Below are 26,391 nucleotides of genomic sequence, written 5' to 3'. Positions count from 1 at the left end.
GGCGCCCCATGAACCTCTCGAAATTCTTCATCGACCGACCGATCTTCGCGGCGGTCCTCTCCGTCCTGATCTTCCTGGCAGGGCTGCTCTCGATCAGGGCCCTGCCGATCTCGGAATACCCCGAGGTCGTCCCGCCGACCGTCGTCGTCCGGGCGCAATATCCGGGCGCCAGCCCGCGCGTGATCGCCGAGACGGTGGCGACGCCGATCGAGGAGCAGATCAACGGCGTCGAGGGCATGCTCTACATGTCGAGCCAGGCGACGACCGACGGCGTCATGACGCTGAACGTCACCTTCCGGCTCGGCACCGACCCCGACAAGGCCCAGCAGCTCGTCCAGAACCGTGTCAGCCAGGCCGAGCCGCGCCTGCCCGAGGAGGTGCGCCGGCTCGGCGTCACTACGGTCAAGAGCTCCCCCGACCTGACGATGGTGGTGCACATCACCTCGCCAAACGGCCGCTACGACATGACCTACCTGCGCAACTACGCGGTGCTGAACGTCAAGGATCGACTCGCCCGCATCGACGGCGTCGGACAGGTCCAGCTCTTCGGCTCGGGCGACTATTCGATGCGCGTCTGGCTCGACCCGCAGAAGGTCGCCGAGCACGGGCTTTCGCCAGGCGATATCGTGCGCGAGATTCGCGCCCAGAACGTCCAGGCCGCAGCCGGCGTGATCGGCGCCTCGCCAAACGCGCCGGGCCTCGACCTCCAGCTTTCGGTCAATGCTCAGGGCCGCCTCCAGAACGAGGAGCAGTTCGGCGAAATCATCGTCAAGACCGCGGCCGACGGCGCGGTTGTCCGCCTGAAGGATATCTCCCGCATCGAGCTCGGCGCGGCGGATTATGCGCTGCGCTCGCTGCTCAACGGCAAGTCCGCCGTCGCCGTACCGGTCTTCCAGGCGCCGGGCTCGAACGCCATCGCGATCGCCGATCGCGTCCAGGCGACGATGCGCGAGATCAAGCAGAACATGCCCGAGGGCGTCGACTATTCGATCGTCTACGACACCACCCAGTTCGTCCGCGCTTCGATCAAGGCGGTGATCTCTACGCTGCTGGAGGCCGTCGCACTCGTCGTGCTGGTCGTCATCGTCTTCCTGCAGACCTGGCGCGCCTCGATCATCCCGCTCGTTGCCGTCCCGATCTCGATCGTCGGCACCTTCGCGGTGATGTATGTCATGGGCTTCTCGATCAATGCGCTCAGCCTGTTCGGGCTGGTGCTCGCGATCGGCATCGTCGTCGACGACGCGATCGTGGTGGTCGAGAATGTCGAGCGCAATATCGAGAACGGGCTCTCGCCGCGCGAGGCCACCTACAAGGCGATGCGCGAGGTCTCCGGTCCGATCATCGCGATCGCCCTGGTGCTGGTCGCGGTCTTCGTGCCGCTCGCCTTCATCTCAGGCCTGACCGGCCAGTTCTACCGCCAGTTCGCGCTGACCATCGCGATCTCGACGGTGATCTCGGCGATCAACTCTCTGACGCTGTCGCCGGCTCTCGCCGCGCTCCTCCTCAAGGGCCACCACGCCCCCAAAGACGCCCTGACCCGGGTCATGGACAAGCTGTTCGGCTGGTTCTTCCGCGCCTTCAATCGCTTCTTCAACCGCTCGTCCGAGGCCTATGGCGGCGGCGTGCGCCGGGTGATCTCGCATCGCGCCGTGATGCTGGCGGTCTATGTCGTCATGCTCGGCGCGACCGGCGTGTTGTTCAAGGCCGTGCCCTCGGGTTTCGTGCCGGGCCAGGACAAGCAGTATCTCGTCGGCTTCGCGCAGTTGCCTGATGCCGCGACCCTCGACCGCACGGAGGATGTCATCCGCCGCATGGACGAGATCGCGCTGAAGCATCCGGGCGTCGAGAACGCGATCTCCTTCCCCGGCCTCTCGATCAACGGTTTCACCAACTCGTCGAATTCCGGCATCGTCTTCGTCGGCCTGAAGCCCTTCGACCAGCGCAAGAACCCGTCGCTCAGCGGCAACGCCATCGCGATGCAGCTCAACAAGGAATTCTCGGGCATCAAGGAGGCCTTCATCGCGATGTTCCCGCCGCCGCCCGTGCAGGGTCTCGGCACCATCGGCGGCTTCAAGCTGCAGATCGAGGATCGCGCCGGCCTCGGCTATGCCGCGCTGGACGAGGCGACCAAGGCTTTCATGGGCAAGGCCGCGCAGGCACCTGAGATCGCCGGCATGTTCTCGAGCTTCCAGGTCAATGTCCCGCAGCTCTATGCCGATATCGACCGCACCAAGGCCCGCCAGCTCGGCGTGCCCGTGACGGAGGTCTTCGACACGCTGCAGACCTATCTCGGCTCGACCTATGTCAACGACTTCAACCGTTTCGGCCGTACCTACACCGTGCGCGTCCAGGCCGATGCACCCTTCCGCGCCCAGCCGGAGCATATCGGCCAGCTCAAGGTGCGCTCGACCTCCGGCGAGATGATCCCGCTCAGCGCGGTGCTCAACGTGCGCACCGATTCCGGCCCGGAGCGTGCGATGCGCTATAACGGCTTCCTCTCGGCTGACATCAATGCCGGCGCGGCTCCGGGCTTCTCCTCGGGGCAGGCGCAGGCGGCGGTGGAGCGCATCGCCAAGGAGACCCTGCCCAAGGGCTTCGCCTTCGAATGGACCGAGCTGACCTATCAGGAGATCCTCGCCGGCAACTCGGCGGTAATCGTGTTCCCGGTTGCCATCCTGCTGGTCTTCCTGGTGCTGGCGGCCCAGTACGAGAGCATGACACTGCCGATCGCGATCCTGCTGATCATCCCGATGGGCCTGCTCGCGGCGCTGACCGGCGTCTGGCTCTCGGGCGGAGACAACAATGTCTTCACCCAGATCGGCCTCGTCGTCCTGGTCGGACTATCCGCCAAGAACGCCATCCTGATCGTCGAATTCGCGCGTGAGCTCGAATTCGAGGGCAGGACACCGGTCCAGGCCGCGATCGAGGCCAGCCGCCTGCGCCTGCGTCCGATCCTGATGACGTCGCTCGCCTTCGTCATGGGCGTGGTGCCGCTGGTGATCTCGACCGGGGCCGGCGCCGAGATGCGGCAGGCCATGGGCATCGCGGTCTTTTCCGGCATGATCGGCGTCACCGCCTTCGGCATCTTCCTGACGCCGGTCTTCTACGTGCTGATGCGCAAGCTGGCGGGCAACCGCCCGCTCGCCCGGCACGATATCGAACAGCCGGTCTTGCAGGCTGCCGAGTAAGCCCGAGCAATGAGAGAAAACCGCCTCCGACCACTGGTCGGAGGCGGTTTCGTTTCAGGCTGCCTCAGCGATAGCGCCGCTGCACGGTGAGATGGGCGATCATGGTCAGCAGGATCGTCGCGGTCATCAGGATGAACGAGATCGCGCCACCGAAGGGCCAGTTGTTCTGCTGCGCGAATTGCCCGTAGACCAGCGGCCCCATCATCTGGAATTTCGGCCCGCCCAGCAGCACCGGCGTGGCATAGGCGTTCATCGCCAGGATGAAGGTCAGGATCGTGCCTGCGAGGATGCCCGGCAGCGCCAGCGGCCAGAGCACGCGGCGGAACATCGCCGCAGGGCCGGCGCCAAGACTGAAGGCGGCCTCCTCGACATTGCGCGGAATGCCCTCGATCACGCTCTGCAGGGTCAGCACCATGAAGGGCAGGTTGACCGCGATGATGCCGATCAGTACGGCGTTTTCCGTGTACATGATCTCCAGCGGCTGATCGATCAGGCCAAGCCCCATCAGCGAGGCGTTCAGCGCCCCCTTGCTGCCAAAGAGCGTCATCCAGCCGGCAGCACGCACCGCGTTGCCCACGAAGAGCGGCAGCACCACCGCGATGACCATCAGGTTCTTGAAGCGACTCTGCGTCCGCGCCAGCACATAGGCGAGCGGGAAGCCCATGATCAGGCAGGCCAGCGTGCAGATCACCGCGACGCGGACCGTGCGGACGAGCACGTTGAGATAATAGGCGTCGGTGAAGAACTTGACGTAGTTCTCGATCACCAGCGCATCGACCATGAACTGGCCGGGCACGAACTTGTTGAGCGAGTAGCGGAACAGGATCGCCAGCGGCCCGATCAGCATGAGGGCGACGAAGAGCGTCGCCGGCACGACGAGCAGGCCGGCGAGTCTGGTGCGGGCACCGGCGACGGCTTCGGGAGCGGCGCTCATAAATCACCCCCCAAGCTTATGTCGGCGGCATGGTTCGACCGTTCGCCAGCGCGAGCCGGATGGCGCGGCTTTCGAGAACCGGCGCGCAGCGGACATCTGTCCGTGAGCACCGGAAGCGCAGAAAGCCGCGTCAGGCGGCCGCGATGGTCGGACGGACGAGCCATGTCAGCCCTTGAAGACCTTGTCCCACCACTCCTTCATCGCCGCGTCGTTCTTGGCGAGGAAGGCGTAGTCTAGGTCCTTCAGGGTCTTCTCTTCTTCAGGCGTGAAGCCGATGCGCTTGTGCAGCGCCGGATCGACATTGAGACCGGTGACGGTGCCGTTATAGCCCATGTCGACGGCGAAGGCCTCCTGCGGCGCCTTGGCGAGCATCGCGTCCATATAGGCGTAGGCGTTTTCCTTGTTCGGCGCGTTCTTCTGGATCACGAAGCCCGAAACATAGGTCGGGATGCCTTCGACCGGCGAGACCGCCTCGCAGGGGATGCCGGCGTTCTGCCACTGCACGACGCGCGCCTTCCAGATCGCGCTGATGCCGACTTCCTCGTTCTTCATCGCCTGGGCGAAGGCCTCGTTGGTCGGATAGACGCGCGCGCCGGCCTTCTTGACGGCGAGCAGGACCTCCTTGGCCTTCTCGATATCGTTCATGTCCTTGCCGTCGGTCGCTGCCATCGAGGCTGCGATGAAAATCGACTGGTACTGGATGTCGATGAAGCCGATCTTCGAGCCCCATTTCGGGTCGAGCCAGTCCTTGAAGCCCTTCGGCGCCGGCGAGATGATCTTGGGATTGTAGATGACCACGTTGCCCGAATAGATATGCCCCATCCCATAGGGATATTTCATCGTCGGCAGCAGGTTCTTGGCGTTGGGCAGCTTGGCGTAATCGATCTGCTCGAGCACGCCGGCCTCGTTCATCTCGAACATGTTGGCGGCGGAAAGGCCCTGGATATCGACCGTGCCGCGCGGCAGGCGCTTCTCGGCTACCATCTTGGCCCGGCGCGGCGCGTCGCCGGCCTGATCCTGTACCACCTCGATGCCCTTGGGCTTGAGGATCGGGTCCTCGATGTTTTTGGTCAGAAGCCTAGCATAGTCGCCACCCCAGGTGCCGACGACAACGCGCCCGCCGGATTGGGCGAAGGCTGGCATGCCGGTGGCCGTGGCGAGCGCTGCCGCGCCTGCACCTTTCAAAAGGTCCCGCCTGTCGAATGAAGCCATGGTATTCCCCTCGTTTTCTGGACGCCGGATGGGCTTTCAGGCCCCTTGCGGATAGACGAGCCCGGCGCTTTCGGCCCAGCCTATCGTGATGGTTTCGCCCGGTTGCGGCTCGGCCAGCCCGACCCGGTTCGGAATCTGCAGGAGCATGCGGTCCTGCTCGTTGAGCGCGACCTGCACATCAAGCAGCGCGCCGAGATAGGAGGCGTGCTCGATCCGCGCCGGGAAGCGATTGGGCAAGCCGTCCGCCTCGCCGCCGACCGCGATCCGCTCCGGTCGCAGAGCGAGCGTTGCAGGCCCTGACGCGGCGGCAGCATTGCAGGCGACATCGAGTCCGCCGGCCGTTCGAAACCGGCCCTGCCCCGTGACCTGCCCTTCGACGAAAGCGCTGCGCCCGATGAAGCCGGCGACGAAGCGGTCGGCCGGCTTCTCGTAGAGCTCGCGCTGGGTGCCGATCTGGCGAACCTGCCCCTTTTCCATGACGACGAGGCGGTCTGCCATCGTCAGCGCCTCCTCCTGGTCATGCGTCACCATGATCGTGGTCAGGCCGAGCTTCTGCTGCAATTCGCGGATCTCGATTCGCACCTCCAGGCGCAGCTTGGCGTCGAGATTGGAGAGCGGCTCGTCCAGCAGCAGCACCTGCGGCTCCATCGCCAGCGCACGGGCCAAGGCGACGCGCTGCTGCTGTCCGCCGGAGAGCTGGCGCGGATAGCGCTCGTCGAAGCCGCCGAGCCGGACGAGACGCAGCGCTTCGGCGACGCGCGGACCGCGCTCGGCCTGCGGCACCTTGTGCATCTCAAGCCCGAAAGCCACGTTCTGCGCGACGGTCATATGCGGGAACAGCGCGTAGCTCTGGAAGACCAGCCCGCAATGCCGCTTCCACGGCGGCAGGTTGGTGACGTCCTGCTCGCCGATGGTGATCGCGCCGGAGGTCGGCGCGATGAAGCCGGCGATCATGCGCAGGGTCGTGGTCTTGCCGCAGCCGGACGGGCCGAGCAGCACGAGGAACTCGCCATCGGCAACGGCAATATCGACATCGTCGACGACCGTCAGCGCGCCGTACGTCTTCTTCAGATGCGAAAGAGAGAGACGTGCCACGTTAGGATCTCGCCATCGTTAGGAACTTGCCATCCGTTCACACCACCCGGCTCAATTTGACATAGCGATCGGTCACGACCATCGCGACGCCGATCAGAACGATCTGAATGAGCGAGGCCGCCGCTACCGTCGGATCGATCTTCCATTCGAGATACTGGAGGATCGCGATCGGCAGCGTCGTGCGCCCTGGCCCGACCAGGAACAGGCTCATCTCGAGATTGCCGAACGAGGTCACGAAGCTGAACAACGCGGCGGCCACGATGCCCGGCCGGATGCTCGGCAGCGTCACCCGCCAGAAGGTCGTGACCGGGCCGGCGCCCAGATTCTGCGCGGCTTCCTCGATCGAGCGGTCGAAGCCGACGAGGCTCGCCGTCACCAATCGCACCACCCAGGGGATCACGACCAGCGTATGCGCCGCGACGAGCCCGGCGAGCGAGCCCATCACCTGCCATTCCGTGGCGATCTCGACCTCGATCTGGAAGACATAGGTCGCGGTGCCCAGCACGATGCCCGGCATCACCAGAGGCAGCAGCAGGAGCGTGCTGATACCACCCCCTAAAGGGATGCGGTGGCGCACCAGGGCAAGGCTCGCCGGCACCCCGAGCAGCAGGCCGATCAGCGTCGCCGCCACGGCGACCTGCACGCTCAGCACGAAGCCGTCGATGAAGGATTTGTTCTCAGCGGCCCCGGAGAACCATTTCAGCGAGTAGCCCTCCGGCGGAAAGGAGGGAATCTCCTGCCGGAAAAAGGCGAGCCAGGTCACGAAGATCAGGGGAAGCAGGATGAAGCCGAGCGACAGCCCGGCGGCACCGTTCAGCGCATAGCGCCCGATGCGCGGCGAACGGCCGCTCATCCGGTTGTTCCCCTGTGGCAGGGCATTCCTGTTCCCTGCCGCCTTTTGTCCGCTCTGAAGGTCAAGACCATCCCCTCGTTTGAGCGGCAGTGTGCGACGCCACTTACAAACAGTGAAGCCTGCATTTCCGTCATGCCGCGCCCGATTGACGGGCAGGCTTTCAGTGCAGCGTGTTCTTGTGGAAGGCGCCGCCCTTCATGATCGCGGCCAGATGCTTGCCCTGCTCCTGGAACAGCGCGAGATCCTTCAACGGGTCGCCGTCGACGAGGATCAGGTCGGCGAAGGCACCGGTCTGGACCGTGCCGAGCTTGCCTTCCATGCGCAGGATCTGGGCGCCGACCGTCGTCGCCGAGCGGATGATCTCCAGCGGCGAGAGCACCTCGCGGCGCAGCAGGAACTCGCGCGACTGCTCGCTCTGCAACTGGCCGAGCAGGTCCGAGCCATAGGCGACCGGCACGCCGGCGCGCTTGCAGATTTCAAGGGAACGCAGGCCGCCGTCGATGACGAGATCGTTCTTGGCCAGCATGTCGCTGGTCATGCCGAACTCGGCCGCCCGCTCCTTCATCGCGTAATAGGCGACAAGATTGGCGGTCAGGAACATGTTGTTCTCGGCCATCAGCTTGGCCGAGGCGTCGTCGATCAGATTGCCGTGCTCGATCGCGCGCACGCCGCATTGCGCCGCCCGCGTGATCGCCTCCGGGGTGTAGGCGTGGGCGCAGACATAGCGGCCGAAGGCCTTCGCCTCCTCGACCGCGGTCTTCACCTCGTCGACGCTGAACTGCATCGAATCCAGCGGATCATAGGGGCTGGCGACGCCGCCGGACATCATGATCTTGATATGGTCGGCGCCAAGCCGCATCTGCTCGCGCACCGATTTGCGCACCGAGGAGACGCCGTCGGAGACGTTCATCGTATAGGCCATGGCGTTACAGCAGTGGCAGCGCGCGCCGAAATCGGTGCGCCGGCGCGGATCGCTATGGCCGCCGGTCGGGCCGATGGCGGCACCAGCGATGAACAGGCGCGGCCCGGCGACATCGCCCTTCTCGACCGCCTCCTTGATGCCCCAGTCGGCACCGCCCGTATCGCGCACGCTGGTGAAGCCGCGATCGAGCATGCCCTTCATCAGCCGGACAGCGCGCGCCGTCATCAGCGTCAGCGGCATGCTCTCCATCGTCCGGATATAGACCTCGGACAGGAAGACATGGACATGGCTGTCGATCAGCCCGGGCATCAGCGTGCGGCCGCCGCAATCGATCACATCGGCCTTGGCCGGCTTCAGCGGCTTGTCGGAAAGCTCGCGGATCTGGTCGCCCTCGACAACGAGCTCGTAGCCCTGGCGCAGCTCGGCGAAACCGGGTTCGAGCAAAGCGAAGTTCTTGAAATGCAGCATCGTCATCACCGCCTCCGAACATGCCTGTCAGCGAGAACCCGCTTCGGACGGCAGCATGATATGCACGCAGCATCCAAGTTGTCGACAGCGTAAAAAGCGCACTTTGCGGCTCCATGCCGCCCGCCGCGCGCGGGGCGGGGGTGCCCCCGTCTCGAGCAGCGTTGCGCCTCGGGTGGATGGCGGCTTCACTGCGTCCCGAACGGAGATTCGCACGCGCATGCCGGGACCGCTGGACGGGATCAAGATCGTCGACCTGACCACGGTCATCGCCGGTCCCTATGCGACCCAGACGTTGGGCGACATGGGCGCCGACGTACTCAAGATCGAGCCGCCCGGCGGCGACATCATGCGCGCGCCCGGCCCCGCCCGCACGCCGGGCATGGGTGCGGCCTTCCTCAACTGCAATCGCAACAAGCGCAGCATCGTGCTCGACATGAGATCGGCCGAGGACTTGGCGCATCTGCGCGAACTCATCGCCAGAGCCGACGTCTTCATCCACAACATGCGGATGGAGGCTGCCCGCCGTTACGGGCTCGATCCGGAGACGCTGCTCGCCCAGCATCCGCGCCTGATCTACTGCGCCATCGTCGGCTTCGGGCAGGACGGGCCCTATCGCGACCGGCCGGCCTATGACGACGTCATCCAGGCCGCCTCGGGTTGGGCTGCACTCGCACAACGCACCGGCGACGCGCCGGCCTATGCGCCGACCATCGTCGCCGACAAGACGACTGCTCTCTTCGCCGTCAGCGCGATCAATGCCGCCCTCTATCACCGGGCGGTCTCGGGCGAAGGCCAGGCGATCGAAGTGCCGATGTTCGAGGCGATGGTCTCCTTCCTCGCGGTCGAGCATCTCGGCGGCCGCAGCTTCGAACCCGCGCTCGGCGCAAGCGGCTATTCCCGCGTCCTCTCGCGGCATCGCCGGCCCTACCGCACTGCGGACGGCTTCATCGCCGTCATGCCCTATACGGCCACACATTGGCGCGCCCTGTTCCAGGCGGCCGGACGCGAGGATTGGGCGACCGAACCCGCGCTCGGCGAGAGCGCCGCCCGCGCCGCGATGATCGACACGCTCTATGAGCGCCTCGCGGAGTGCCTGTCGCATCGCTCTTCCGCCGAATGGCTAGCGATCCTCGGCCGGATCGACGTGCCTTGCTCCGCCGTCAACACGCTCGACGACCTGCTGGACGATCCGCATCTGAAGGCGACGGGCTTCTTCGAGACCGTGGAACATCCCCAGGAGGGTCGTCTGGTCACCACGAAGCCGCCGATCCGCTTCAGTCGAACGCCATGCGCGATTACGAAGCCGGCGCCGAGCCATCCCGCCAAGCACGAAACATCGCCACCGACATAGGGCGCAACGACATGACCGGCCGGCCCATCTCGCCCTTGCTGCGAACGCCATGGGATGCGAGAACGCCGGGCAGTGCCGAGAGGACCGGCCGTGCCGGAATGGAAGCACTGTTTCTCCATTCACCCGCTTGCGAGCCGAACGGCACATCTGCTGTGATTTCAAATCGATGACACACCGTTCGCTCCTGACAGCCGCAGCACTCCCATTGCCCGATCGCACGACCGGCGACGCCTTGCGGCTGGATTACGGATTGTGAGGCCTCGCTTGCGCATTCTCCTGCTGAACCCCAACACGATGCCGGAAATGACGGCGCTGGTGACCCGCGTGGTCCAGCCCTATCTGCCGGCTGGGGCTGAGCTCGTGCCGGCCACCGGCCGCTTCGGAGCGCATTACATCGCCAGCCGCAGTTCCGGCGTCATCGCCGCCCATGCCGCGCTCGAAGCCTTCGCCGAGCATGGCCAGGATTGCGACGGCGTCTACCTCGCCTGTTTCGGCGACCCTGGCCTGCTGGCACTCAAGGAAATGGCGCGGATCCCGGTGATCGGCATGGCCGAGGCCAGCAGCCGCTATGCCGCGAAGAAGGCCGAGCGCTTCGCCATCGTCACCGGCGGCGAGCGCTGGGGGCCGATGCTGCATGAATTCGTCGGCTCGATCGGGCTGGGTGACCGTCTCGCCGCCGTCGAGACCGTCGCCCCCACCGGCGCCGATATCGCCCGCGATCCCAACGGCTCGATCGCCATGCTGGCCGAGGCCTGCCGCCGGGTTGCCAAACGTGATGGCGCAGGCGCCGTCATCCTTGGTGGGGCCGGGCTTGCGGGGCTCGCGCCCCGCGTCCAGCCGCATGTCGACGTGCCCGTGATCTGCTCGGCCGAGGCCGGCATCCGCATGCTGCTGGCCGAACTTGACCGGCCCCGGCCGAAGCCGCAGGAGGGCGACCTCGCCTTCCCCGCACCGGTCGCCAGCGTCGGGCTTTCGGACGGCCTGTCACAACTGCTGGCGCAGCCTGAACGCGGCTGATCAACCCTTGCCGGCAAGCGAGGTGCCGTTGAGCCCCGCGATCCAGTCAGAGAGCATCGGCACGTAATCCTCGCCCTTGCCGCTTGCGACGGCCGCGGCATAGCTGTTCTTCACGGCATTGCCGACCGGATTGGCGACGCCGGCCTCGTTGGCCACGCTCTCCAGATAGCGCACGTCCTTCAGCGCGTTGCTCAGCGTGAACCTGTGGGCGTCTCGGTCGCGCTCCAGAACGTACTTCATGAAGGTCTGATAGAACCCGCAATCCATCCGGCTGCCGCGAATGACGCTGTCGAAGGTCTGCGGCGTGATCCCGATCTTCTGGCCGAGCGTCAGCGCCTCCGCATAGATCGCGGCATAGCCGAGCGACAGGAAATTGTTGATCAGCTTCATCTTGTGGCCGTCGCCGACCGGCCCAAGATGCACGATCTTCTGGGCCCAGGCCTCGCAGGCCGGCTTGATCCGGGCGAACACCTCGGAAGACGCCCCGACCATCGCCGAGAGCTGACCGAGCGCCGCCTGCGCCGGCGTGCCGCCGAGCGGAGCGTCGGCGAGATGCAGGCCCTTCGCCTCCAGCTCCGCCGCGAGCTTCACCGTCACCGTCGGATCGGAGGTCGAGCAGTCTACGATCACGGTGCCCGGCTTCGCTCCGGCGACGATACCGTTCTCGCCTTTCAGCACCGCCTCGACCTGGGCCGAGCCGGTCACGCACAGGAAGATGATCCCGGCGCGCGCAGCAAGCTCCTTCGGCGTCTTGGCCTCGACCGCACCGGCCGCGACCAGCTCCTCGACCGGCTTGCGGTTGCGATGTCCCATCACGGTCAGCGGGAAGCCCTTGTCGAGGAGATTGCGGGCCATGCCCTGCCCCATCAGGCCGACGCCGATGAAGCCCACGGACTCTTTGGTTGCAGTCATCTTCAAATTCTCCCGCTGATATGGTTGAGATGGAGCCGGAAGTCGGCGAAATGGCCGGACCGGAAGCCGGCCCTGAGGCCCGCGCTCAGTGTGGACGAGTCATGACTGCCAGCGACCCGCCCGGGCCCCGACAGCCCAATAGCCCGCCACCTGCCGGCCGCAGCCGCGTCACGCTTCAGGTCATCGCCGAGCGTCTCTCGGTCTCGACCGCAACGGTGTCGCTGGCCCTGCGCGGCTCGCCGCTCGTCGCAGAAGCGACCCGCAACCGCGTGCGCGAGATCGCCCGCGAGATGGGCTACAGCTACAACCGCAGCGCCGCCTCGCTGCGCACCGACCGCACCAACATCATCGGCGTCGGCTTCCACGACATCACCAATCCCTATTTCGCCGAATTGCTCGCGGCGATCGAGGAAACCGCTGGCCGCTACGACCGCTCGATCCTCCTCGGGACCTATGCCGAGGACCTCAACCGGCAGCAGCGCGTGCTCGGCACGCTCGCCGAATACCGGCCGGACGGTATGGTCCTGTGCTCGGCCGGCGGTAGCACGGCGGAGAGCCTCGCTCCCCTGATCGATGCCGGCGTCCCGATCGTGCAGCTCTCGCGCGAGATCCCCGAGCTCGGTCTCGATTTCGTCGGCGCCGACGATCGCCACGGCGCCAATCTGGCGGTGGAGCACCTGATCGGGCTTGGCCACCGCCGTATCGCCTTCCTCTGCGCCAACGAGAACATCTCGACCGGCCGCAACCGCTATGCAGGCTATCGCGACGCGCTCGCCCGCCACGGCCTGCCCTTCGATCCCGCTCTCGTCCATTTCGACTACGGCACCCGCGAGAACGGGCTGAAGGGCATCCAGAAGGTGCTCGATGCCCATGATCCGCCGACCGCCGCCACCTGCATGAATGATCTCGCCGCCTTCGGTGCCATGCTCGGCCTGCGCCATCGCGGGCTGGAGGCCGGCCGCGATTTCTCGATCGTCGGCTGCGACGACGTGAAGGAGGCCGCACAGTGGTTCCCGGCGCTGACCACCATCTTCAACTTCCAGAACGACATGGGCGCCAAATCGGCCGAGTTCCTGCTGAACCGCATCGCCGATCCCACCGCCCCGGCGCAACGCCTGCTGCTGACGCCCGCGCTCATCGTCCGCGGAACGACCTGCCCGCCGCCGCGCTAGAGGCCTATCTCTCAAGCCCTCATCCTGAGGAGGCCCGCAGGGCCGTCTCGAAGGAGGTTCCAGCGTGCTCGGGAGCCTCCTGGAACCTCCTTCGAGACGCGCTTCTCCGAAGCGCTCCTCAGGATGAGGGCTGAGGATGTCCGCCATCGAGCCAACGCCCTTCACTCATCGTTCGCGGGCTTCGCATTGAGCGCGCGGTAGGCCCGCACAACCTGCGAATCGTCGCGTCCGCCATGACCGAGACCGGACGCCGAGAGAAACATCTGATGCGCCGCCGCGGCCAGCGGCAGCGCCGTCTTCGCGGCACGTCCGGCATCGAGCACGATGCCGAGGTCCTTGACGAAGATGTCGACGGCACTCGCCACCACCGGATCGGGCTCGTGCATGCGCGGCCCGCGATCCCTGAGCATCCAGGACGAGGCGGCCGAGCCGCCCATGATCTCGAAGAGCAGGCGCCCGTCGATCCCGGCCTTCTCGGCCAGCGACAGGGCCTCGGCCGCGACCGCGATATGCACGCCGGCGAGGAGCTGGTTCACGGTCTTCACCGTCGCGCCCTGCCCGGCCTTTTCGCCGACATGGAAGACCTTGTCGCCGAGCGCATCGAGCAGCGGCTTCGCACGTGCGAAGCTGTCGCTGGGCGCACCGACCATGATGGTCAGCGTCGCATTGCGCGCACCGTTCACACCGCCTGAGACCGGCGCGTCGATAAAGTGCCGCCCGGTCTTCGTGACCTCCGCCGCAATCGCCTCGGCCTCGCCCGGCGGGCAGGTCGCCATCAGGATCACGATCGCGCCCGGCGCCAGAGCATCCAACGCCCCTGCCTCGAACAGCACGGAGCGCGCCTGCGCGGCGTTGACGACCATCAGCACCAGCGCCTCGGCACCACTGGCCGCGTCCTTCGCGCTCGCCGTCGCATGCCCACCTGCTGCGACGAGCGCATCACGCGCCGCTTCGCGCATGTCGAAGCCTGTGACGCGGAACTGCTTCTTGACGAGGTTCTCGGCCATCGGCGCGCCCATGGCGCCGAGCCCGACGAAGGCGATGCTGGATATCGGTTGAGCGGACATAAGGCAGACACTCTCGGAACGAAAGCGGGCACAGCTCACGCCATGCCCGCAAGAAATCCGGCGCGAACGCCGGTTACTCCTTCACGGCACCCGTCATGGACGCGACGTAGTAGTCGACAAAGAAGGAATAGAGGATCGCGACCGGGATCGAGCCGAGCAGCGCGCCGGCCATCAGCGAGCCCCAGTGATAGACGTCGCCCTCGACGAGCTGGGTCAGCACCGCGACCGGAACCGTCTTCTTCTCCGCCGACTGGATGAAGGCGAGCGCATAGATGAACTCGTTCCAGGACAGGGTGAAGGCGAAGATGCCGGCCGAGATCAAGCCGGGCATGGCGAGCGGCAGTGTGATTCGCCACAGCGTCTGCAGGCGCGTCGCCCCGTCGATCATCGCGCATTCCTCAAGCTCGTAGGGGATCGACTTGAAATAGCCGATCAGGAGCCAGGTGCAGAACGGGATCAGGAAGGTCGGATAGGTCAGGATCAGCGCCAGCGGCGAGTCGAACAGGCCGAACTGGAAGATCAGCGTCGCCAGCGGGATGAACAGGATCGAGGGCGGCACGAGATAGGCGAGATAGATCGCCAGACCCACATATTGCGAGCCCTTGAACCGCAGGCGCTGGATCGCATAGGCCGCAAGCACGCTGGAGAACAGCGAGAGCGCCGTCGCCACGGCGGCAACCATCATCGTGGTCCACAGCCATTGCGGATAGTCCGTCTGGAAGAGCAGCTTGTGGATGTTCTCCAGCGTCGGCGACTTCACCCAGAACGGGTTGTTGTTCTTGTAGTCGAGCAGTTCGGCGTTCGGTTTGATCGCCGTGATCGCCATCCAGTAGAACGGGAACAGCAGCACGAGCAGGAACAGCGACAGCGGCAGGTAGAGCGTGATGAAGCGCCGCGGGCCGGACGACCAGTCGATGACGCCTTCACGCTCCTTGTCGGTCAGATGCGGGCGCGCTCCCAGGGTCTGATCAGTCATTGTCTTCCCCCTGCTGCCACTTGCGCCGGGACAGGCCGAAATAGCTGAACAGCGTAGCCATCACGAGGAACGGGATCATCGCGACCGCGATCGCCGCGCCCTCGCCGAGCTGGCCGCCCGGGATGCCACGCTGGAAGGCGAGCGTCGCCATCAGATGCGTGGCGTTGACCGGCCCGCCGCGGGTGATCGCGTAGACGAGCTGGAAATCGGTGAAGGTGAACAGCACCGAGAAGGTCAGCACCACCGCCAGGATCGGCATCAGCATCGGCAGCGTGACATGCCGGAAGCGCTGCCAGGAATTGGCGCCGTCGAGCATCGCCGCCTCGTAGAGCGAGGGCGAGATCGTCTGCAGGCCGGCCAAGAGGCTGATCGCGACGAAAGGAATACCGCGCCAGATATTGGCGGCCATCAGCGAGAACCGCGCCGGCCAGGGCTGGCCGAGGAAGTCGATGTAAGTGTCGCGCCAGCCGAGCACGTCGACCAGCACATAGGAGATGATCGAGAACTGCGGATCGTAGATCCACCAGAAGGCGATCGCCGAGAGCACGGTCGGCACGATCCAGGGGATCAGGATGATCGCCCGGAGCAACGACTTGAACGGCAGATGGTTGTTGAGCAGCAGCGCCAGCCAGAGGCCGAGCGCGAATTTCCCGAAAGTCGCCACGCCCGTATAGAGCAGCGTGTTCCAGACCGAGGTGATGAAGACCCGGTCGTACCAGAGCGACTCGAAATTCTCGAAACCGATGAAATGCCCGACGCGGCCGATGCGCGTGTCGGTGAAGGCGAGCCAGATGCCCAGCCCCAGGGGATAGCTGAGGAAGACCAGCAGGAAACCCGCCGCCGGCAGCAGGCACAGGAAGATCAGGAACGGCTTGTAATCGAACAGACGCACCAGCCAGTTGTGTTGCAGGCTGTGGACGGTTCGGGCTTCGGCGGCAGCTATGGCCATGGCGCCCTCGCGTGCGGGTCGGCTGTGGCATCGGTCCCAAAAGCGGAAGCGGCTTTTCGGAGCGTATTCGATGCGATGTCTCGTCGGCCGCCGGACAAGCCGGCGGCCGCGCATATCCGGGTTAGCGCTATCTGCGTGTCAGGTCCGGTAGTAGCGCTTGGCCCGGCGCTCGGCTTCCTTGGCGGCCTCTTCCGGCGTCGCCTGGCCGGAGCAGACCGAAGCAACCATCTGGACGACCACGTATTCGGCATTGACCGTGCCGGCTGCCTCGTTGATCGAGCCCTTGTAGCCGCTCCACAGCGCGCGCTCCCAGGTGTCGCGATAGACCACGATCTTCGGATCGCTCGACCAGACCTTGCTCTCGGCATAGGCCTTCAGGGGCTGGGTCCAGTAGCCGTAGCAGCCGGTCAGCCACTTGTCGTACTGCTCCTTCTCCATCATGAAGCGGAGATATTCCTTGGCCGCGTTCGGGAACTTGGTGTGCTTGAACGCCATGGCGTTGATGATCAGCGCCGGCTCCGACGGACGCCCGAGCGGGCCGACCGGCATGGTCGCGTGGTTCAGGTCCTTGCCGATCGCCGCAGTCTTCTCGTCCTTCGAGTTCTTGATCGAGAAATAGAGCGAGACGCCGTTCTGGGTGACGCCGATTTCACCGGCCGTCAGCGCCTTGTTGTTGCTGATGTCGAGCCAGGAGAGCGTGCCGGGGATGAAGGTCTCGTAGAGCGCCTTGGCGTATTTCAGCGCCTCGATCGTCTCCTTCGAGTTGATCGCGACCTTGTTGTTCTCGTCGACCATGTAGCCGCCATGCGTCCAGACGAGCCAGTTGCAGAAGGCGTTGCCGTCGCCCACCGCATTGCCGAGCGCGAAACCGGCGGGATGCCCGATCTCCTTGAGCTTGCGGCAGAGCTTGAGGAAGTTGTCGAGATCCTTCGGGAAGGTGTCGAAGCCCGCTTCCTTGACCCAGGATTCGCGATAGACCGCCGGCGCGCCGGAGGCGCCCATCGGGATCGAGATCCACTGGTTGGTCTTGTCCTTCTTGCCGTATTTCTCGGCAATCGGGTACCAGCCGCCGTATTTCTTGCCGAGCTCGTCGGCGATATCGGTGAGATCGATCAGCTTGTCCGAGAAGATGTGCGGGTCATCGGCCCAGCCGACCACGACATCCGGACCCGCGCCGGTATTGGCGGTCACTGCCGTCTGCGGGCGCAGGTCTTCCCAGCCGGCATAGTCGACCTTGACCTGCACGCCGGTCGCCTTGGTGAAGGCCTCGGTGTTCTCGTTGAAGATGGCCTGGTCGGGATCGACGAACTTGGTCGGGCGCAGCACGCGCAGCGTCGCGCCCGGCTCAATCTTGGCCTGGGCGATGGACGGGGCGAGCGGCAGTGTCGCGCCCGCCGCGAGACCTGCACCACCGATCAGAACGTCTCTTCGTGAAATGCTCATGGAAACCGTCTCCTCCGTTGGCGCGGCGGCGGCCTGCATGGGACCACCGTCCTGCATGATTATGGGCGTTGACAGCGATCATCCGTCGCCCAGCCTTGGGGCGACGAATTCCTTTGAGCCGACCCCGATCGCAAATCGGAAAGGCCGGTTCTGAACTCTCGATAGAGAACGCCTGATCAACCGGGCCGCAAATGGTCCGGACGCTCGGCGTATACCCTCAGATCCGCTTGCCGGTGGCAGCGTCGAAGAGATGCGTGACGCTGGTATCCGGCGTGATGCCGATCGTCTCACCGGGCTTGGACGAGATGCGCTCGCGGAAGATACAGGTCAGGTCCTGCCCGCCGCAGCGGACGACGACCTGCGTCTCCGAGCCCATCGGCTCGATCACGACGACCTCGGCCTTCAAGCCATTGGGATCGAGCCGGATATGCTCGGGGCGGATGCCCAGCACGGCGGCCTGCCCGTCGGAACCGACCGGATGCTTGCCGATCGGCCAGATGGTGCCGCCTTCGGTCTCGAAGCCGGCGCCGGTGATCTTGCCCTTGAGCAGGTTCATCGAAGGCGAGCCGATGAAGGCCGCGACGAAGAGATTGGCGGGGTTGTCGTAGAGATCGAGCGGGGCGCCCATCTGTTCGACGATGCCGTCATGCATCACGACGATCTTGTCGGCCATCGTCATGGCCTCGATCTGGTCGTGCGTGACATAGACCGTGGTGGTCTTCAGGCGCTGGTGCAGTTCCTTGATCTCGGTACGCATCTGCACGCGCAGCTTGGCGTCGAGATTCGAGAGCGGCTCGTCGAACAGGAAGACCTGCGGATCACGCACGATGGCGCGGCCCATCGCGACGCGCTGGCGCTGGCCGCCGGAGAGCTGGCGCGGATAGCGGTCGAGCAGCTTGGTCAGGCCGAGGATCTGCGCCGCCTTGTTGACGCGCTCGTCGATCTCGCTCTTCGGCGCCTTCCGCAGCTTCATCGAGAAAGCCATGTTGTCGGCGACCGTCATATGCGGATAGAGCGCATAGTTCTGGAACACCATGGCGATGTCGCGCTCCTTCGGCGGAACGTCGTTCACCACCTTCGGACCGATGCGAATCTCGCCGCCCGAGATGTTCTCGAGCCCCGCGATCATGCGCAGCAGCGTCGACTTCCCGCAGCCGGACGGGCCGACCAGGATGACGAACTCGCCGTCGTTGATGTCGATATCGACGCCGTGAATGACCTGCGTCGACCCGTAGGCCTTGCGCACATCGGCGATCTGGACTGAGGCCATGCCGTCCTTCCCTGCTTTCCGTTCCCTGACCACACGCTCGCCCCTTAGGCGGCTTGTGACCACAATCGGCTTCTTGTGACCGAATGATGAAAGCGGACATGCCTGTTACCGGCGATTGTGTCCGTTCCAATCTGCGATAAAGTCATACGATAGAAGCGGCCCTGTCAAGCGCCGCCACAACCTTCGGGATGCCGCAAATTCAGGCTGGCCGAAGGCGCCCGAGGGAGGGGCACAAGCGATGCGCGTACGCGACTTCTCGCGGCCGACGACGCTCAATCCGGACCGGCTCTTCGGCCAGGTCGCCCAGAAGCTCGCCGTCGCGGTCATCTCCGGCCGCATCAAGGCAGGCGAGGTCCTGCCGAACGAGGACGACCTGCGCTCGGAGATCTCGGTCTCGCGCACTGCCTATCGCGAGGCCGTCAAGATCCTGACGGCCAAGGGCTTGGTCGAGGCGCGCCCGAAGAGTGGCACCCGCGCCGCGCCGCGCGAGCGCTGGAACCTGCTCGATCCGGATGTGCTATCCTGGCATTTCGAAGCCGATCCCAACGAGAAATTCATTCGCGATCTCTTCGAGTTGCGCCGCTTCGTCGAGCCCAGCACCGCCCGCCTCGCCGCGCAGCGCCGGACCTCGGCTGACATAGCCCGCATCGAAGCCGCCTATCGCGGCATGGCCGATGGCGCACCCTATGCCGAGGCCACGATTCGGGCCGACCTCGCCTTTCACGAGGCGATCTTCTCTGCCTGTCAGAACGCCGCGCTGCAATGCCTCTCCAGTGCGGTCATCGCCACGCTGCAATGGTCATTGCTGCTCAAGACCGGCGACGAGGCCGCCTATATCGAATCCCTGCCCGACCACGAGCATGTCCTGCTCGCGATCATCGACCGCGACGGCGATCTCGCCTCGGCCCGCATGGCCGGCCTCGTCATCGACAGCCTGAACACGACGCTGGCCTCGCTCGGCACGCATGTCGCGACAGAGACTGGGAAAACCGCCAAAATAAAGCATACTAAATGAGCGCCTCGCCTCCATCGGCGAGGCGTGATGGGATAGCGCTCATGCGGCGGCGGGGCTATGCCGCTCCAGCAGGCCGCGCCATGTTTTCCCGCGCCCTATCAATTTAATCGATTCAGACAAGCCGAATCAACGACCTTCGCCACCACAGACGGACAGCTCACGATGACAGCCTCCACCAAGCCCGAAATCGTCCAGACCGGCCCGCTGATGGCCTATGCGGCCGACCAGCTCAAGGCGCGCTTCACCGTCCATGAATTGTGGAAGGCGGCCGATCGCGACGCCCTGCTGCGCGAGGTCGCGGGCCGGGTGCGCGGCGTCGCCGCCGGCGGCGGGCATAACCGGGTCGACGGCGCGCTGTTCGACGCCCTGCCCAAGCTCGAGGTCATCTCCAGCTTCGGCGTCGGCTACGACCATGTCGACGCGGCCGAGGCCGGCCGGCGCGGCCTTGTCGTCACCAACACGCCCGACGTCCTGACCGACGAGGTCGCCGATCTCGCGCTCGGCCTGCTGATCGCCACTGTCCGCCAGTTGCCGCAGGTCGACCGCTACCTGCGCGAGGGCAAGTGGCTGCAGGGCAATTATCCGCTCACCACCTCGCTGCGCGGCCGCAAGGTCGGCATCGTCGGTCTCGGCCGCATCGGCAAGGCGGTGGCGCAGCGCGTCGAAGCCTTCGGCCTGCCGGTCGTCTACCATGGCCGCTCGCGCCAGCCGGACGTGTCCTATCCCTACTATCCCTCGCTGGTCGACATGGCCGCCGATGTCGACACGCTGATCTCGGTCGCGCCGGGCGGCGCCTCGACCCACCACATCATCAATGCCGAAGTGTTGAAGGCGCTGGGTCCGAACGGCATCCTGGTCAATGTCGGCCGCGGCACGGTCGTCGACGAACAGGCGCTGATCAAGGCGCTCAAGGACAAGACCATCCTCTCCGCCGGCCTCGACGTGTTCGAGGACGAGCCGCGCGTGCCGGCCGAGCTGATCGCGATCGAGCATGCCGTGCTGCTGCCCCATGTCGGCTCGGCCTCGGTCCATACCCGCGAGGCGATGGGCCAGCTTCTGGTCGACAACATGGTTTCATGGTTCGATGGCAAGGGGCCGCTGACGCCCGTGTCGGAGACACCATGGAAAAAGGCCTGATCCACCGGCTGCTGCCGCTCCTGATCCTCGCCGCCGGCTCTCTGCCGGCGGTCGCGCAGACGGCGCCGCTGCCGCGCGGCGCCGACAAGGCGCCCGAGGCAATCCGCCGCTGGCTCGGCGCCTGGGAGCTCGCCCTCGCCGATGCCTCGCGAAGCTGCACCGTCACGCTCGGCGCGGAAGCGGCCGGCAACAGGCGCCAGTTGCGCTTTCCGGCCACCTGCCGCCGCGCCCTGCCGATCCTCGATACCGCCGCATCCTGGACGCTGAACGGTGCAGGGCAGCCGCAATTCATGGATGCCGGCGGCAAGGAAGTCGTCGCGTTCCAGAGCGGCTCGCCCGAAACCGGCCTCGACGGAAAGGGAAGCGACGGCAAAGTCTACAAGCTGTCGTCGGGAGCCCATCCGCGCGTCTCCCCGCAGCGCGCGCAGAGCGCCGCCGCAACGGCAGCCCAGCGCATCACGCAAGTCGACCCCGCGACTGCACCGGCGCCTGCTTCCCTGCCCGGGCGCTATGTCCTGATGCGCCAGCAGAACCGCGAGGCCTGCCGCCTCGTGCTGTCACCAGCATCCGCCGATGGCCGCCAGCTAGCGGCCTTCGAGGGGATGTGCCCGGATACCGGGCTGACGATCTTCGATCCTGTCGCCTGGCGCTATGCCGACGGGCATCTGACACTGGTCGCGCGCAGGGGCCATGGCACCGATCTCGTCTTCGAGAATGGCCAGTGGCGCAAGGACCCGGCGGTCGGCGCGCCACTCATGATGCGCAAGCTCACGCCGTAATCCGCATGGCCGGCCGAGCCGGCCATGCGATTGATCATTACTCCGCCGCGGCGGGGCTGAGCACACCCCTGCGGATCTGGTCCTCCTCGATCGACTCGAACAGCGCGCGGAAATTGCCCTCGCCGAAGCCGTCATCGCCCTTGCGCTCGATGAACTCGAAGAAGATCGGTCCGACCACCGTGGCCGAGAAGATCTGCAGCAGCACCTTGCTCATCCGGCCTTGCTTCTCGCCGAGCGCGACCGCGCCCTCGCCGTCGATCAGGATGCCGTTGGCCTCGAGCCGCGCGACCGGCTCGCCGTGGTTCGGCACGCGGGCATCGACCTTCTCGTAATAGGTCGCGGGCGGCGACGGCATGAACGGCAGGCCGTTGCCTCGCAGGGCCTCGACGCTGGCATAGATGTCGCGCGAGCCCATCGCGACATGCTGGATGCCCTCGCCCTTGTACTGGCGCAGGTATTCCTCGATCTGGCTCTTGTCGTCGAGCGACTCGTTGATCGGGATGCGGATCTTGCCGCAAGGCGAGGTCAGCGCCCGCGAGATCAGGCCGGTCAGCTTGCCCTCGATGTTGAAGAAGCGGATTTCGCGGAAATTGAACAGTTTGCCGTACCAGTCGGCCCAATGATCCATGTGTCCGCGCATGACGTTATGGGTGAGATGATCGAGATAGTAGAGCCCGGCCTGCTCCGGATGCGGGTCACGCTCGCCGATCCATTCGAAATCGACGTCCCAGATCGAGCCCTTCTCGCCATAGCGATCGACGAAATAGAGCAGCGAACCGCCGATGCCGCGCACGGCGGGGATCGCCAGCTCGTCCGGCCCGATCGCGCTCTCATAGGGCTCGGCGCCGAGCGACACCGCCCGCTCGAAAGCGTGCTTGGCATCGACGACGCGAAAGGCCATGGCGCAGGCGCAGGGACCGTGCTCGGCCGCGAAGGCCTGGGCGAAGGAATCGGGCTCGGCATTGACGACGAAATTGACGTCGCCCTGCCGATAGAGCGTCACCTGCTTCGAGCGGTGGCGGGCGACCTTGGTGAAGCCCATCATCTCGAAGAGGGAGCCGAGCTTCTCCGGCTCGGGATGGGCGAACTCGACGAACTCGAAGCCGTCGGTTCCCATCGGGTTGGCGGCCGAAATCGCGGGCGGGGCAGTATCGTGCGGAAACGGACCCATGGGCATTCCTCCTGTCTGCTCTTGTCGGATTGCGCCAATGATCGCGCAGACATCAGGCAATTTGCATGCAAACTTGCCTCATTCAGAATTTTCGATGCATGATATGCGCATCAATAGTGCCATGGATACATGATATGGCCACGCTCGACGCGCTCGACTGGCGCCTTCTGGACGCGCTCCAGACCGACGCTTCGCTTACCAATGCGGCGCTGGCCGAGACGGTCGGCCTGTCGGCGAGCCAGGTCTCGCGCCGCCGGCAGCGCTTGGAACAGGAAGGCGTCATCCGCGGCTATCGCGCGGCGCTGGAGCCCTCCGCCGTCGGCCTCGGCGTGATCGTCTTCATCCATGTCGCGCTCGATACGCATACGCGCGACAATGCCCGCCGCTTCCGCGACCTCGTGCGCCTGACCCCGGCGATCCTCGAGGCCCATGCCCTGACGGGCGAGGCGGATTACCTGCTCAAGGTCGCGGTCGGCGACCTCAAGGCGCTGGCCCGGCTCGTCAACGAAATCCTGATGCCGCATGAAAGCGTCGCCCGCGTCCGCTCCGAAATCGCGCTGGAAACGCTGAAAGAGCCGGGCGTGCTGCCGCTGCCGATGACATAAGCCCGCGGCTATGCAAACTGGCGCCTTGGTCATGCCGCTTTCATGCGGCTGATCGATCCCGACTGTGCGGCGCGATGGCCGCCAACAGGAGAAATAGCGACATGTTCAACGCCAAATCCCTGCTCGACGCCCTGATCAGCGCCGGCAGCCAGGCTGGCGCGCAAGCCGGGCAACAGGGCGGAATCGGCGGCATGCTCGGCGGGCTGGCCGATCAGGTCCAGCGCTCGGGCGGGCTCGGCGGTCTCGCCGGCCAGATTCTGACCCAGGCGACGCAAGGGTTGGGCGATGCCGCGCGGCAGACGGGCGTGCAGCAGGGTGCCGGCGATGCGCTCGGCCGCGTCACCGGTGGCAGGACGCCCGAGCAGTTGATCGAGCAGGCCAAGGGCATGTTCAACAGCAATCCGGCCCTGGCGACCGCCGTGCTCGGCGGCCTCGGCGCGCTCGTCTTCGGCACGAGCACAGGCCGCGCGGTCGCCGGCTCCGCTGCCAAGCTCGGCGGCCTCGCGCTGATCGGCGGCCTCGCCTACAAGGCCTATCAGAACTATCAGGCCGGCAAACCGCTGCTCAACGCCGGCCAGCAGGAATTGCTGCCTGCGCCGGCTGGCACCGGCTTCGAGCCGCAGGCTGCAAGCGAAGCCACGACCCTGACCTTCATTCGCGCCATGATCGCGGCGGCAGCGGCTGACGGCCATATCGACGATGAGGAGCAGGGCGCGATCCTCGGCGGCCTCAAGGAAGCCGGCCTCGATCGGGAGGCCCACGACTGGCTGGCGAAGGAGATGGCGAACCCGGCTTCGATCGATACGTTGGTCGAGGCAGCCGAAAGCCCCGAGCTCGCGGCGCAGATTTACACGGCGGCGCGCATCGCCATCAACCCGGACAATGCCGCCGAGAAGGACTTCCTCGCGGGTCTGGCCGGCTCGCTCGGCCTCGATGCCGAACTCGTCGCGAATATCGACGCCGCCGCCAGCGCAGCGAAGGTCTGAAAATAATACCGCGTCTCCTTTGAACCGACCGATCGGAGCCCGCGACCAATGGGCATGGAGGGCGAGACCTTCGCCCTCGCAACGATCGGGAGAGACGAGCATGACCACGTTCCGCAAGACGCTGACCGCGACCCTCGCGGCCGTGACTCTGGCCGCCACCTTCGCGGCTTCCGGCGCCGAGGCGCGCCCGCGCTGGGGTTACCGCTATGGCGGCTGGGGCGTCGGAGCCGGCGTGGTCGGCGCGATCGCAGCGGGTGCCATCATCGCCGGCGCCACTCGCCCCGCCTATGGCTACGGCTACTATGACGCCCCTGCCCCCGTCCGCTCCTGCGACATGGTCGAGCGCTTCGACCGCTGGGGCAACGTCATCGGCTACCGCCGCGTCTGCGGCTACTACTGAGCGGCCCTAACCGAGCCGGGAAAGCCAGGCTTCGCTGACCCGGCCCAGGCGAGACGCTCCTGCAGCAAGACTTGGCGAATCTCCGAAGGGGACATTCCTTGGAATGTCCCCTTATTGCCGTGCAGTGCCACGGCCATGTCGCAGGCCAGCGGCCAAAAGCCGGCGCCCTAGCCCGGAGAGCAGGTCGACCTCACCGACGGTCAATGAGAGCTTGTTGTGAGCCTGGAGAATGCGGGCGGCCATGGCGGGGGCGCGGATATCGGCCAGGGACAGCTTCACCAGCTCGATCTCAAACCTGTCACAGTCTCGCGCCCTGGCAACATCGCAGCGCCAGCGGATGATGCGCTGTCGCCATCGCCTGGTTTCCTGTTCCAGCGCGTCGAGGCTGGCACGACTCGCATTGTCGATCATCGCGTCGATCGAAGCCGTGACCGTATCGAGAGCCCCGGGGCCGTCCGGCGCCTTCGACATGTCGCCGCCGATGCGCATCGAGGCATCGGCCACGACCACGACCACGCGCGTCACCCGTCGCGCCTGTTCCGCGGACAAAGGCGCCGGCGCCTGTCCGCGCATCGAGGCGATCAGGTGGCGGGTCGCCAGATTGTCGACCAGACCACCGTCCAGCAGCTTGAGATAGCGCAGATCAGGCGCCGCGACATAACGGGCTCGCACGTCCCGGAAGCCGGGCTCAGCCGCGGCTGCGGCAGGCCCGCTGGCCCCGACCGGGCAAGTCGGATTGTAGTTTTCCAGGACGACCGGCGCGAACAGGACCGGCACGGCCGCCGAAGCAGCGACCGCATGGGACAGCGGAAAGGCGCTGAAATCGCTGCAGATCGCCTGGAAGCTGGCTGGATCGAAGGGAAACGGCGCACGGTTGTAGAGATCGGTCGCGTGGAGCAGCAGACGAGGCCTACCGGAAGACTGCAGATCGCCGAGCGTGGCGCCATGGTAGAGATGCTGGTCGAGCCAGCCGGCGAGGCCTTCGAGATCATTCACCCCACCCCGGTAGCCGCGCAGCAGGTTGGCCGGTGTGATCGTGGTTCGCAGCGACGCCTCTGGATCCCGGTCGAGAAAATCGCGCTTGAAGGCCGGTATCGCCGAAGGCCCGTGCAAGGCGACATAGGCGGCCAGCATGCCGCCGCCCGAGACCCCCGCCAGGACGGCGATGTCATCGGCGAGCGTCCGCCCTCCACCCTCGGCAGCCGGCTGCTCGGCAAGTGCCGACAGGACGCCATATCCGAACGCGGCCGAGCGTGCCCCGCCGCCCGAAAGCGCCACGATCACCGCCGTCTTCCCGATCCGCGCGCCCGACCTCGCGTACGAGGCCTGTCCGATCGTCGCCGCCAGGGGAGCGTTCGACGGCGGATTGGATGGGCTTGCGCAAGCTGACAGACCGGTAACCAGCATGCCGAGCAACGGCAGGACCCTTAGCCGATTGAGGATCATTCCGCGCGACCTCCGCCGCGCGT

The 26,391-nt window shown here is 65.9% G+C and carries 23 protein-coding genes; 10 read left to right on the top strand and 13 right to left on the bottom strand.

Translation table 11 applies throughout. The features are described 5' to 3' along the window. The first annotated feature begins 8 nt into the window (after window positions 1–8). A complete protein-coding gene (locus Q0Q36_RS15475) occupies window positions 9–3,188 on the top strand; it encodes an efflux RND transporter permease subunit (RefSeq protein WP_293799125.1) in 3,180 nt (1,059 codons plus the stop codon). 64 nt (window positions 3,189–3,252) lie between these two features. On the opposite strand, the gene Q0Q36_RS15470 is transcribed toward Q0Q36_RS15475, so the two are convergent. The 5 genes from Q0Q36_RS15470 to Q0Q36_RS15450 all read right to left on the bottom strand — a co-directional run bounded on the left by Q0Q36_RS15470 (window position 3,253) and on the right by Q0Q36_RS15450 (window position 8,678). Continuing rightward, the gene (locus Q0Q36_RS15470) at window positions 3,253–4,122 is read right to left on the bottom strand and encodes an ABC transporter permease (RefSeq protein ID WP_293799123.1); all 870 of its coding nucleotides are present in this window, start codon (window positions 4,120–4,122) and stop codon (window positions 3,253–3,255) included. Window positions 4,123–4,287: 165 nt separating this feature from the next. Next, entirely contained in the window at window positions 4,288–5,334 is a 1,047-nt protein-coding gene (locus Q0Q36_RS15465) for an extracellular solute-binding protein (RefSeq protein WP_293799121.1), read from the bottom strand. 36 nt (window positions 5,335–5,370) lie between these two features. Further along, window positions 5,371–6,429, bottom strand: coding sequence for an ABC transporter ATP-binding protein (locus tag Q0Q36_RS15460; RefSeq protein ID WP_293799119.1), 1,059 nt, complete (start codon window positions 6,427–6,429; stop codon window positions 5,371–5,373). 37 nt (window positions 6,430–6,466) lie between these two features. Then, window positions 6,467–7,282 (bottom strand): ABC transporter permease, encoded by an 816-nt coding sequence (locus Q0Q36_RS15455; RefSeq protein ID WP_293799117.1) that lies wholly within the window; start codon window positions 7,280–7,282, stop codon window positions 6,467–6,469. 160 nt (window positions 7,283–7,442) lie between these two features. Further along, window positions 7,443–8,678 carry an amidohydrolase family protein gene (locus Q0Q36_RS15450; protein ID WP_293799115.1) on the bottom strand — a complete coding sequence of 412 codons (1,236 nt, stop codon included), beginning with the start codon at window positions 8,676–8,678 and terminating at the stop codon, window positions 7,443–7,445. A gap of 211 nt (window positions 8,679–8,889) precedes the next feature. On the opposite strand from Q0Q36_RS15450, the gene Q0Q36_RS15445 reads away from it, so the two are divergent. Both Q0Q36_RS15445 and Q0Q36_RS15440 read left to right on the top strand, forming a co-directional pair. Beyond that, window positions 8,890–10,023 carry a CoA transferase gene (locus Q0Q36_RS15445; RefSeq protein ID WP_293799114.1) on the top strand — a complete coding sequence of 378 codons (1,134 nt, stop codon included), beginning with the start codon at window positions 8,890–8,892 and terminating at the stop codon, window positions 10,021–10,023. Window positions 10,024–10,287: 264 nt separating this feature from the next. Further along, a complete protein-coding gene (locus Q0Q36_RS15440) occupies window positions 10,288–11,040 on the top strand; it encodes an aspartate/glutamate racemase family protein (protein WP_293799113.1) in 753 nt (250 codons plus the stop codon). On the opposite strand, the gene Q0Q36_RS15435 is transcribed toward Q0Q36_RS15440, so the two are convergent. Further along, the gene (locus Q0Q36_RS15435) at window positions 11,041–11,952 is read right to left on the bottom strand and encodes an NAD(P)-dependent oxidoreductase (protein WP_293799112.1); all 912 of its coding nucleotides are present in this window, start codon (window positions 11,950–11,952) and stop codon (window positions 11,041–11,043) included. It abuts the gene before it with no gap. A 101-nt stretch (window positions 11,953–12,053) separates the two neighbouring features. On the opposite strand from Q0Q36_RS15435, the gene Q0Q36_RS15430 reads away from it, so the two are divergent. After that, on the top strand, window positions 12,054–13,124 hold the full coding sequence (locus tag Q0Q36_RS15430; protein WP_293799110.1) for a LacI family DNA-binding transcriptional regulator: 1,071 nt from the start codon (window positions 12,054–12,056) through the stop codon (window positions 13,122–13,124). Between the two features lie 161 nt (window positions 13,125–13,285). On the opposite strand, the gene Q0Q36_RS15425 is transcribed toward Q0Q36_RS15430, so the two are convergent. The 5 genes from Q0Q36_RS15425 to Q0Q36_RS15405 form a co-directional block, all read right to left on the bottom strand. Then, window positions 13,286–14,191 carry an NAD(P)-dependent oxidoreductase gene (locus Q0Q36_RS15425; RefSeq protein WP_293799108.1) on the bottom strand — a complete coding sequence of 302 codons (906 nt, stop codon included), beginning with the start codon at window positions 14,189–14,191 and terminating at the stop codon, window positions 13,286–13,288. Between the two features lie 73 nt (window positions 14,192–14,264). Continuing rightward, complete coding sequence (locus tag Q0Q36_RS15420) at window positions 14,265–15,167, bottom strand: carbohydrate ABC transporter permease (protein WP_293799107.1); 903 nt, start codon at window positions 15,165–15,167, stop codon at window positions 14,265–14,267. Then, window positions 15,160–16,116 carry a carbohydrate ABC transporter permease gene (locus tag Q0Q36_RS15415; protein WP_293799106.1) on the bottom strand — a complete coding sequence of 319 codons (957 nt, stop codon included), beginning with the start codon at window positions 16,114–16,116 and terminating at the stop codon, window positions 15,160–15,162. The genes Q0Q36_RS15420 and Q0Q36_RS15415 overlap by 8 nt, the downstream gene beginning before the upstream one ends. A gap of 138 nt (window positions 16,117–16,254) precedes the next feature. Next, window positions 16,255–17,559: an extracellular solute-binding protein gene (locus Q0Q36_RS15410; RefSeq protein ID WP_293799105.1), complete on the bottom strand. Its 1,305-nt coding sequence runs from the start codon at window positions 17,557–17,559 to the stop codon at window positions 16,255–16,257. Window positions 17,560–17,776: 217 nt separating this feature from the next. Continuing rightward, entirely contained in the window at window positions 17,777–18,829 is a 1,053-nt protein-coding gene (locus Q0Q36_RS15405) for an ABC transporter ATP-binding protein (protein ID WP_293799104.1), read from the bottom strand. 238 nt (window positions 18,830–19,067) lie between these two features. Between Q0Q36_RS15405 and Q0Q36_RS15400 the strand changes: the two genes are divergently transcribed. The 3 genes from Q0Q36_RS15400 (at window position 19,068) to Q0Q36_RS15390 (ending at window position 21,760) form a co-directional block, all read left to right on the top strand. Beyond that, window positions 19,068–19,844: a FadR/GntR family transcriptional regulator gene (locus Q0Q36_RS15400; RefSeq protein ID WP_293799103.1), complete on the top strand. Its 777-nt coding sequence runs from the start codon at window positions 19,068–19,070 to the stop codon at window positions 19,842–19,844. Between the two features lie 207 nt (window positions 19,845–20,051). After that, the gene (locus Q0Q36_RS15395) at window positions 20,052–20,981 is read left to right on the top strand and encodes a 2-hydroxyacid dehydrogenase (protein WP_293799138.1); all 930 of its coding nucleotides are present in this window, start codon (window positions 20,052–20,054) and stop codon (window positions 20,979–20,981) included. After that, window positions 20,966–21,760, top strand: a complete 795-nt coding sequence (locus Q0Q36_RS15390; RefSeq protein ID WP_293799102.1) for an AprI/Inh family metalloprotease inhibitor — start codon at window positions 20,966–20,968, stop codon at window positions 21,758–21,760. Before Q0Q36_RS15395 ends, Q0Q36_RS15390 begins: the two co-directional genes overlap by 16 nt. 37 nt (window positions 21,761–21,797) lie before the next feature. Here Q0Q36_RS15390 and hppD read toward each other — a convergent pair whose 3' ends face one another. Then, entirely contained in the window at window positions 21,798–22,931 is a 1,134-nt protein-coding gene (gene hppD, locus Q0Q36_RS15385) for a 4-hydroxyphenylpyruvate dioxygenase (RefSeq protein WP_293799101.1), read from the bottom strand. 134 nt (window positions 22,932–23,065) lie between these two features. On the opposite strand from hppD, the gene Q0Q36_RS15380 reads away from it, so the two are divergent. The 3 genes from Q0Q36_RS15380 to Q0Q36_RS15370 all read left to right on the top strand — a co-directional run bounded on the left by Q0Q36_RS15380 (window position 23,066) and on the right by Q0Q36_RS15370 (window position 24,922). Next, window positions 23,066–23,536: an Lrp/AsnC family transcriptional regulator gene (locus Q0Q36_RS15380; protein ID WP_265056265.1), complete on the top strand. Its 471-nt coding sequence runs from the start codon at window positions 23,066–23,068 to the stop codon at window positions 23,534–23,536. A 101-nt stretch (window positions 23,537–23,637) separates the two neighbouring features. Then, on the top strand, window positions 23,638–24,522 hold the full coding sequence (locus Q0Q36_RS15375) for a DUF533 domain-containing protein (protein WP_293799098.1): 885 nt from the start codon (window positions 23,638–23,640) through the stop codon (window positions 24,520–24,522). Between the two features lie 100 nt (window positions 24,523–24,622). After that, window positions 24,623–24,922, top strand: coding sequence for a hypothetical protein (locus tag Q0Q36_RS15370; protein ID WP_265056267.1), 300 nt, complete (start codon window positions 24,623–24,625; stop codon window positions 24,920–24,922). A 111-nt stretch (window positions 24,923–25,033) separates the two neighbouring features. Here Q0Q36_RS15370 and Q0Q36_RS15365 read toward each other — a convergent pair whose 3' ends face one another. Then, entirely contained in the window at window positions 25,034–26,368 is a 1,335-nt protein-coding gene (locus Q0Q36_RS15365) for a patatin-like phospholipase family protein (protein WP_293799095.1), read from the bottom strand. Window positions 26,369–26,391: the final 23 nt, after the last annotated feature.

Source organism: uncultured Allobosea sp. (assembly GCF_945957345.1).
Classification (GTDB): Bacteria; Pseudomonadota; Alphaproteobacteria; order Rhizobiales; family Beijerinckiaceae; genus Allobosea.
This window is presented reverse-complemented; position numbering and strand designations above follow the sequence as displayed.

Excerpts from the sequence above, each read along its gene's own strand:
- Q0Q36_RS15475 (WP_293799125.1), top strand. The coding sequence starts at position 9 with ATGAACCTCTCGAAATTCTTCATCGACCGACCGATCTTCGCGGCGGTC.
- Q0Q36_RS15470 (WP_293799123.1), bottom strand. The coding sequence starts at position 4,122 with ATGAGCGCCGCTCCCGAAGCCGTCGCCGGTGCCCGCACCAGACTCGCC.
- Q0Q36_RS15465 (WP_293799121.1), bottom strand. The coding sequence starts at position 5,334 with ATGGCTTCATTCGACAGGCGGGACCTTTTGAAAGGTGCAGGCGCGGCA.
- Q0Q36_RS15455 (WP_293799117.1), bottom strand. The coding sequence starts at position 7,282 with ATGAGCGGCCGTTCGCCGCGCATCGGGCGCTATGCGCTGAACGGTGCC.
- Q0Q36_RS15450 (WP_293799115.1), bottom strand. The coding sequence starts at position 8,678 with ATGACGATGCTGCATTTCAAGAACTTCGCTTTGCTCGAACCCGGTTTC.
- Q0Q36_RS15445 (WP_293799114.1), top strand. The coding sequence starts at position 8,890 with ATGCCGGGACCGCTGGACGGGATCAAGATCGTCGACCTGACCACGGTC.
- Q0Q36_RS15435 (WP_293799112.1), bottom strand. The coding sequence starts at position 11,952 with ATGACTGCAACCAAAGAGTCCGTGGGCTTCATCGGCGTCGGCCTGATG.
- Q0Q36_RS15430 (WP_293799110.1), top strand. The coding sequence starts at position 12,054 with ATGACTGCCAGCGACCCGCCCGGGCCCCGACAGCCCAATAGCCCGCCA.
- Q0Q36_RS15425 (WP_293799108.1), bottom strand. The coding sequence starts at position 14,191 with ATGTCCGCTCAACCGATATCCAGCATCGCCTTCGTCGGGCTCGGCGCC.
- Q0Q36_RS15420 (WP_293799107.1), bottom strand. The coding sequence starts at position 15,167 with ATGACTGATCAGACCCTGGGAGCGCGCCCGCATCTGACCGACAAGGAG.
- Q0Q36_RS15415 (WP_293799106.1), bottom strand. The coding sequence starts at position 16,116 with ATGGCCATAGCTGCCGCCGAAGCCCGAACCGTCCACAGCCTGCAACAC.
- Q0Q36_RS15410 (WP_293799105.1), bottom strand. The coding sequence starts at position 17,559 with ATGAGCATTTCACGAAGAGACGTTCTGATCGGTGGTGCAGGTCTCGCG.
- Q0Q36_RS15405 (WP_293799104.1), bottom strand. The coding sequence starts at position 18,829 with ATGGCCTCAGTCCAGATCGCCGATGTGCGCAAGGCCTACGGGTCGACG.
- Q0Q36_RS15400 (WP_293799103.1), top strand. The coding sequence starts at position 19,068 with ATGCGCGTACGCGACTTCTCGCGGCCGACGACGCTCAATCCGGACCGG.
- Q0Q36_RS15395 (WP_293799138.1), top strand. The coding sequence starts at position 20,052 with ATGGCCTATGCGGCCGACCAGCTCAAGGCGCGCTTCACCGTCCATGAA.
- Q0Q36_RS15390 (WP_293799102.1), top strand. The coding sequence starts at position 20,966 with ATGGAAAAAGGCCTGATCCACCGGCTGCTGCCGCTCCTGATCCTCGCC.
- hppD (WP_293799101.1), bottom strand. The coding sequence starts at position 22,931 with ATGGGTCCGTTTCCGCACGATACTGCCCCGCCCGCGATTTCGGCCGCC.
- Q0Q36_RS15380 (WP_265056265.1), top strand. The coding sequence starts at position 23,066 with ATGGCCACGCTCGACGCGCTCGACTGGCGCCTTCTGGACGCGCTCCAG.
- Q0Q36_RS15375 (WP_293799098.1), top strand. The coding sequence starts at position 23,638 with ATGTTCAACGCCAAATCCCTGCTCGACGCCCTGATCAGCGCCGGCAGC.
- Q0Q36_RS15370 (WP_265056267.1), top strand. The coding sequence starts at position 24,623 with ATGACCACGTTCCGCAAGACGCTGACCGCGACCCTCGCGGCCGTGACT.
- Q0Q36_RS15365 (WP_293799095.1), bottom strand. The coding sequence starts at position 26,368 with ATGATCCTCAATCGGCTAAGGGTCCTGCCGTTGCTCGGCATGCTGGTT.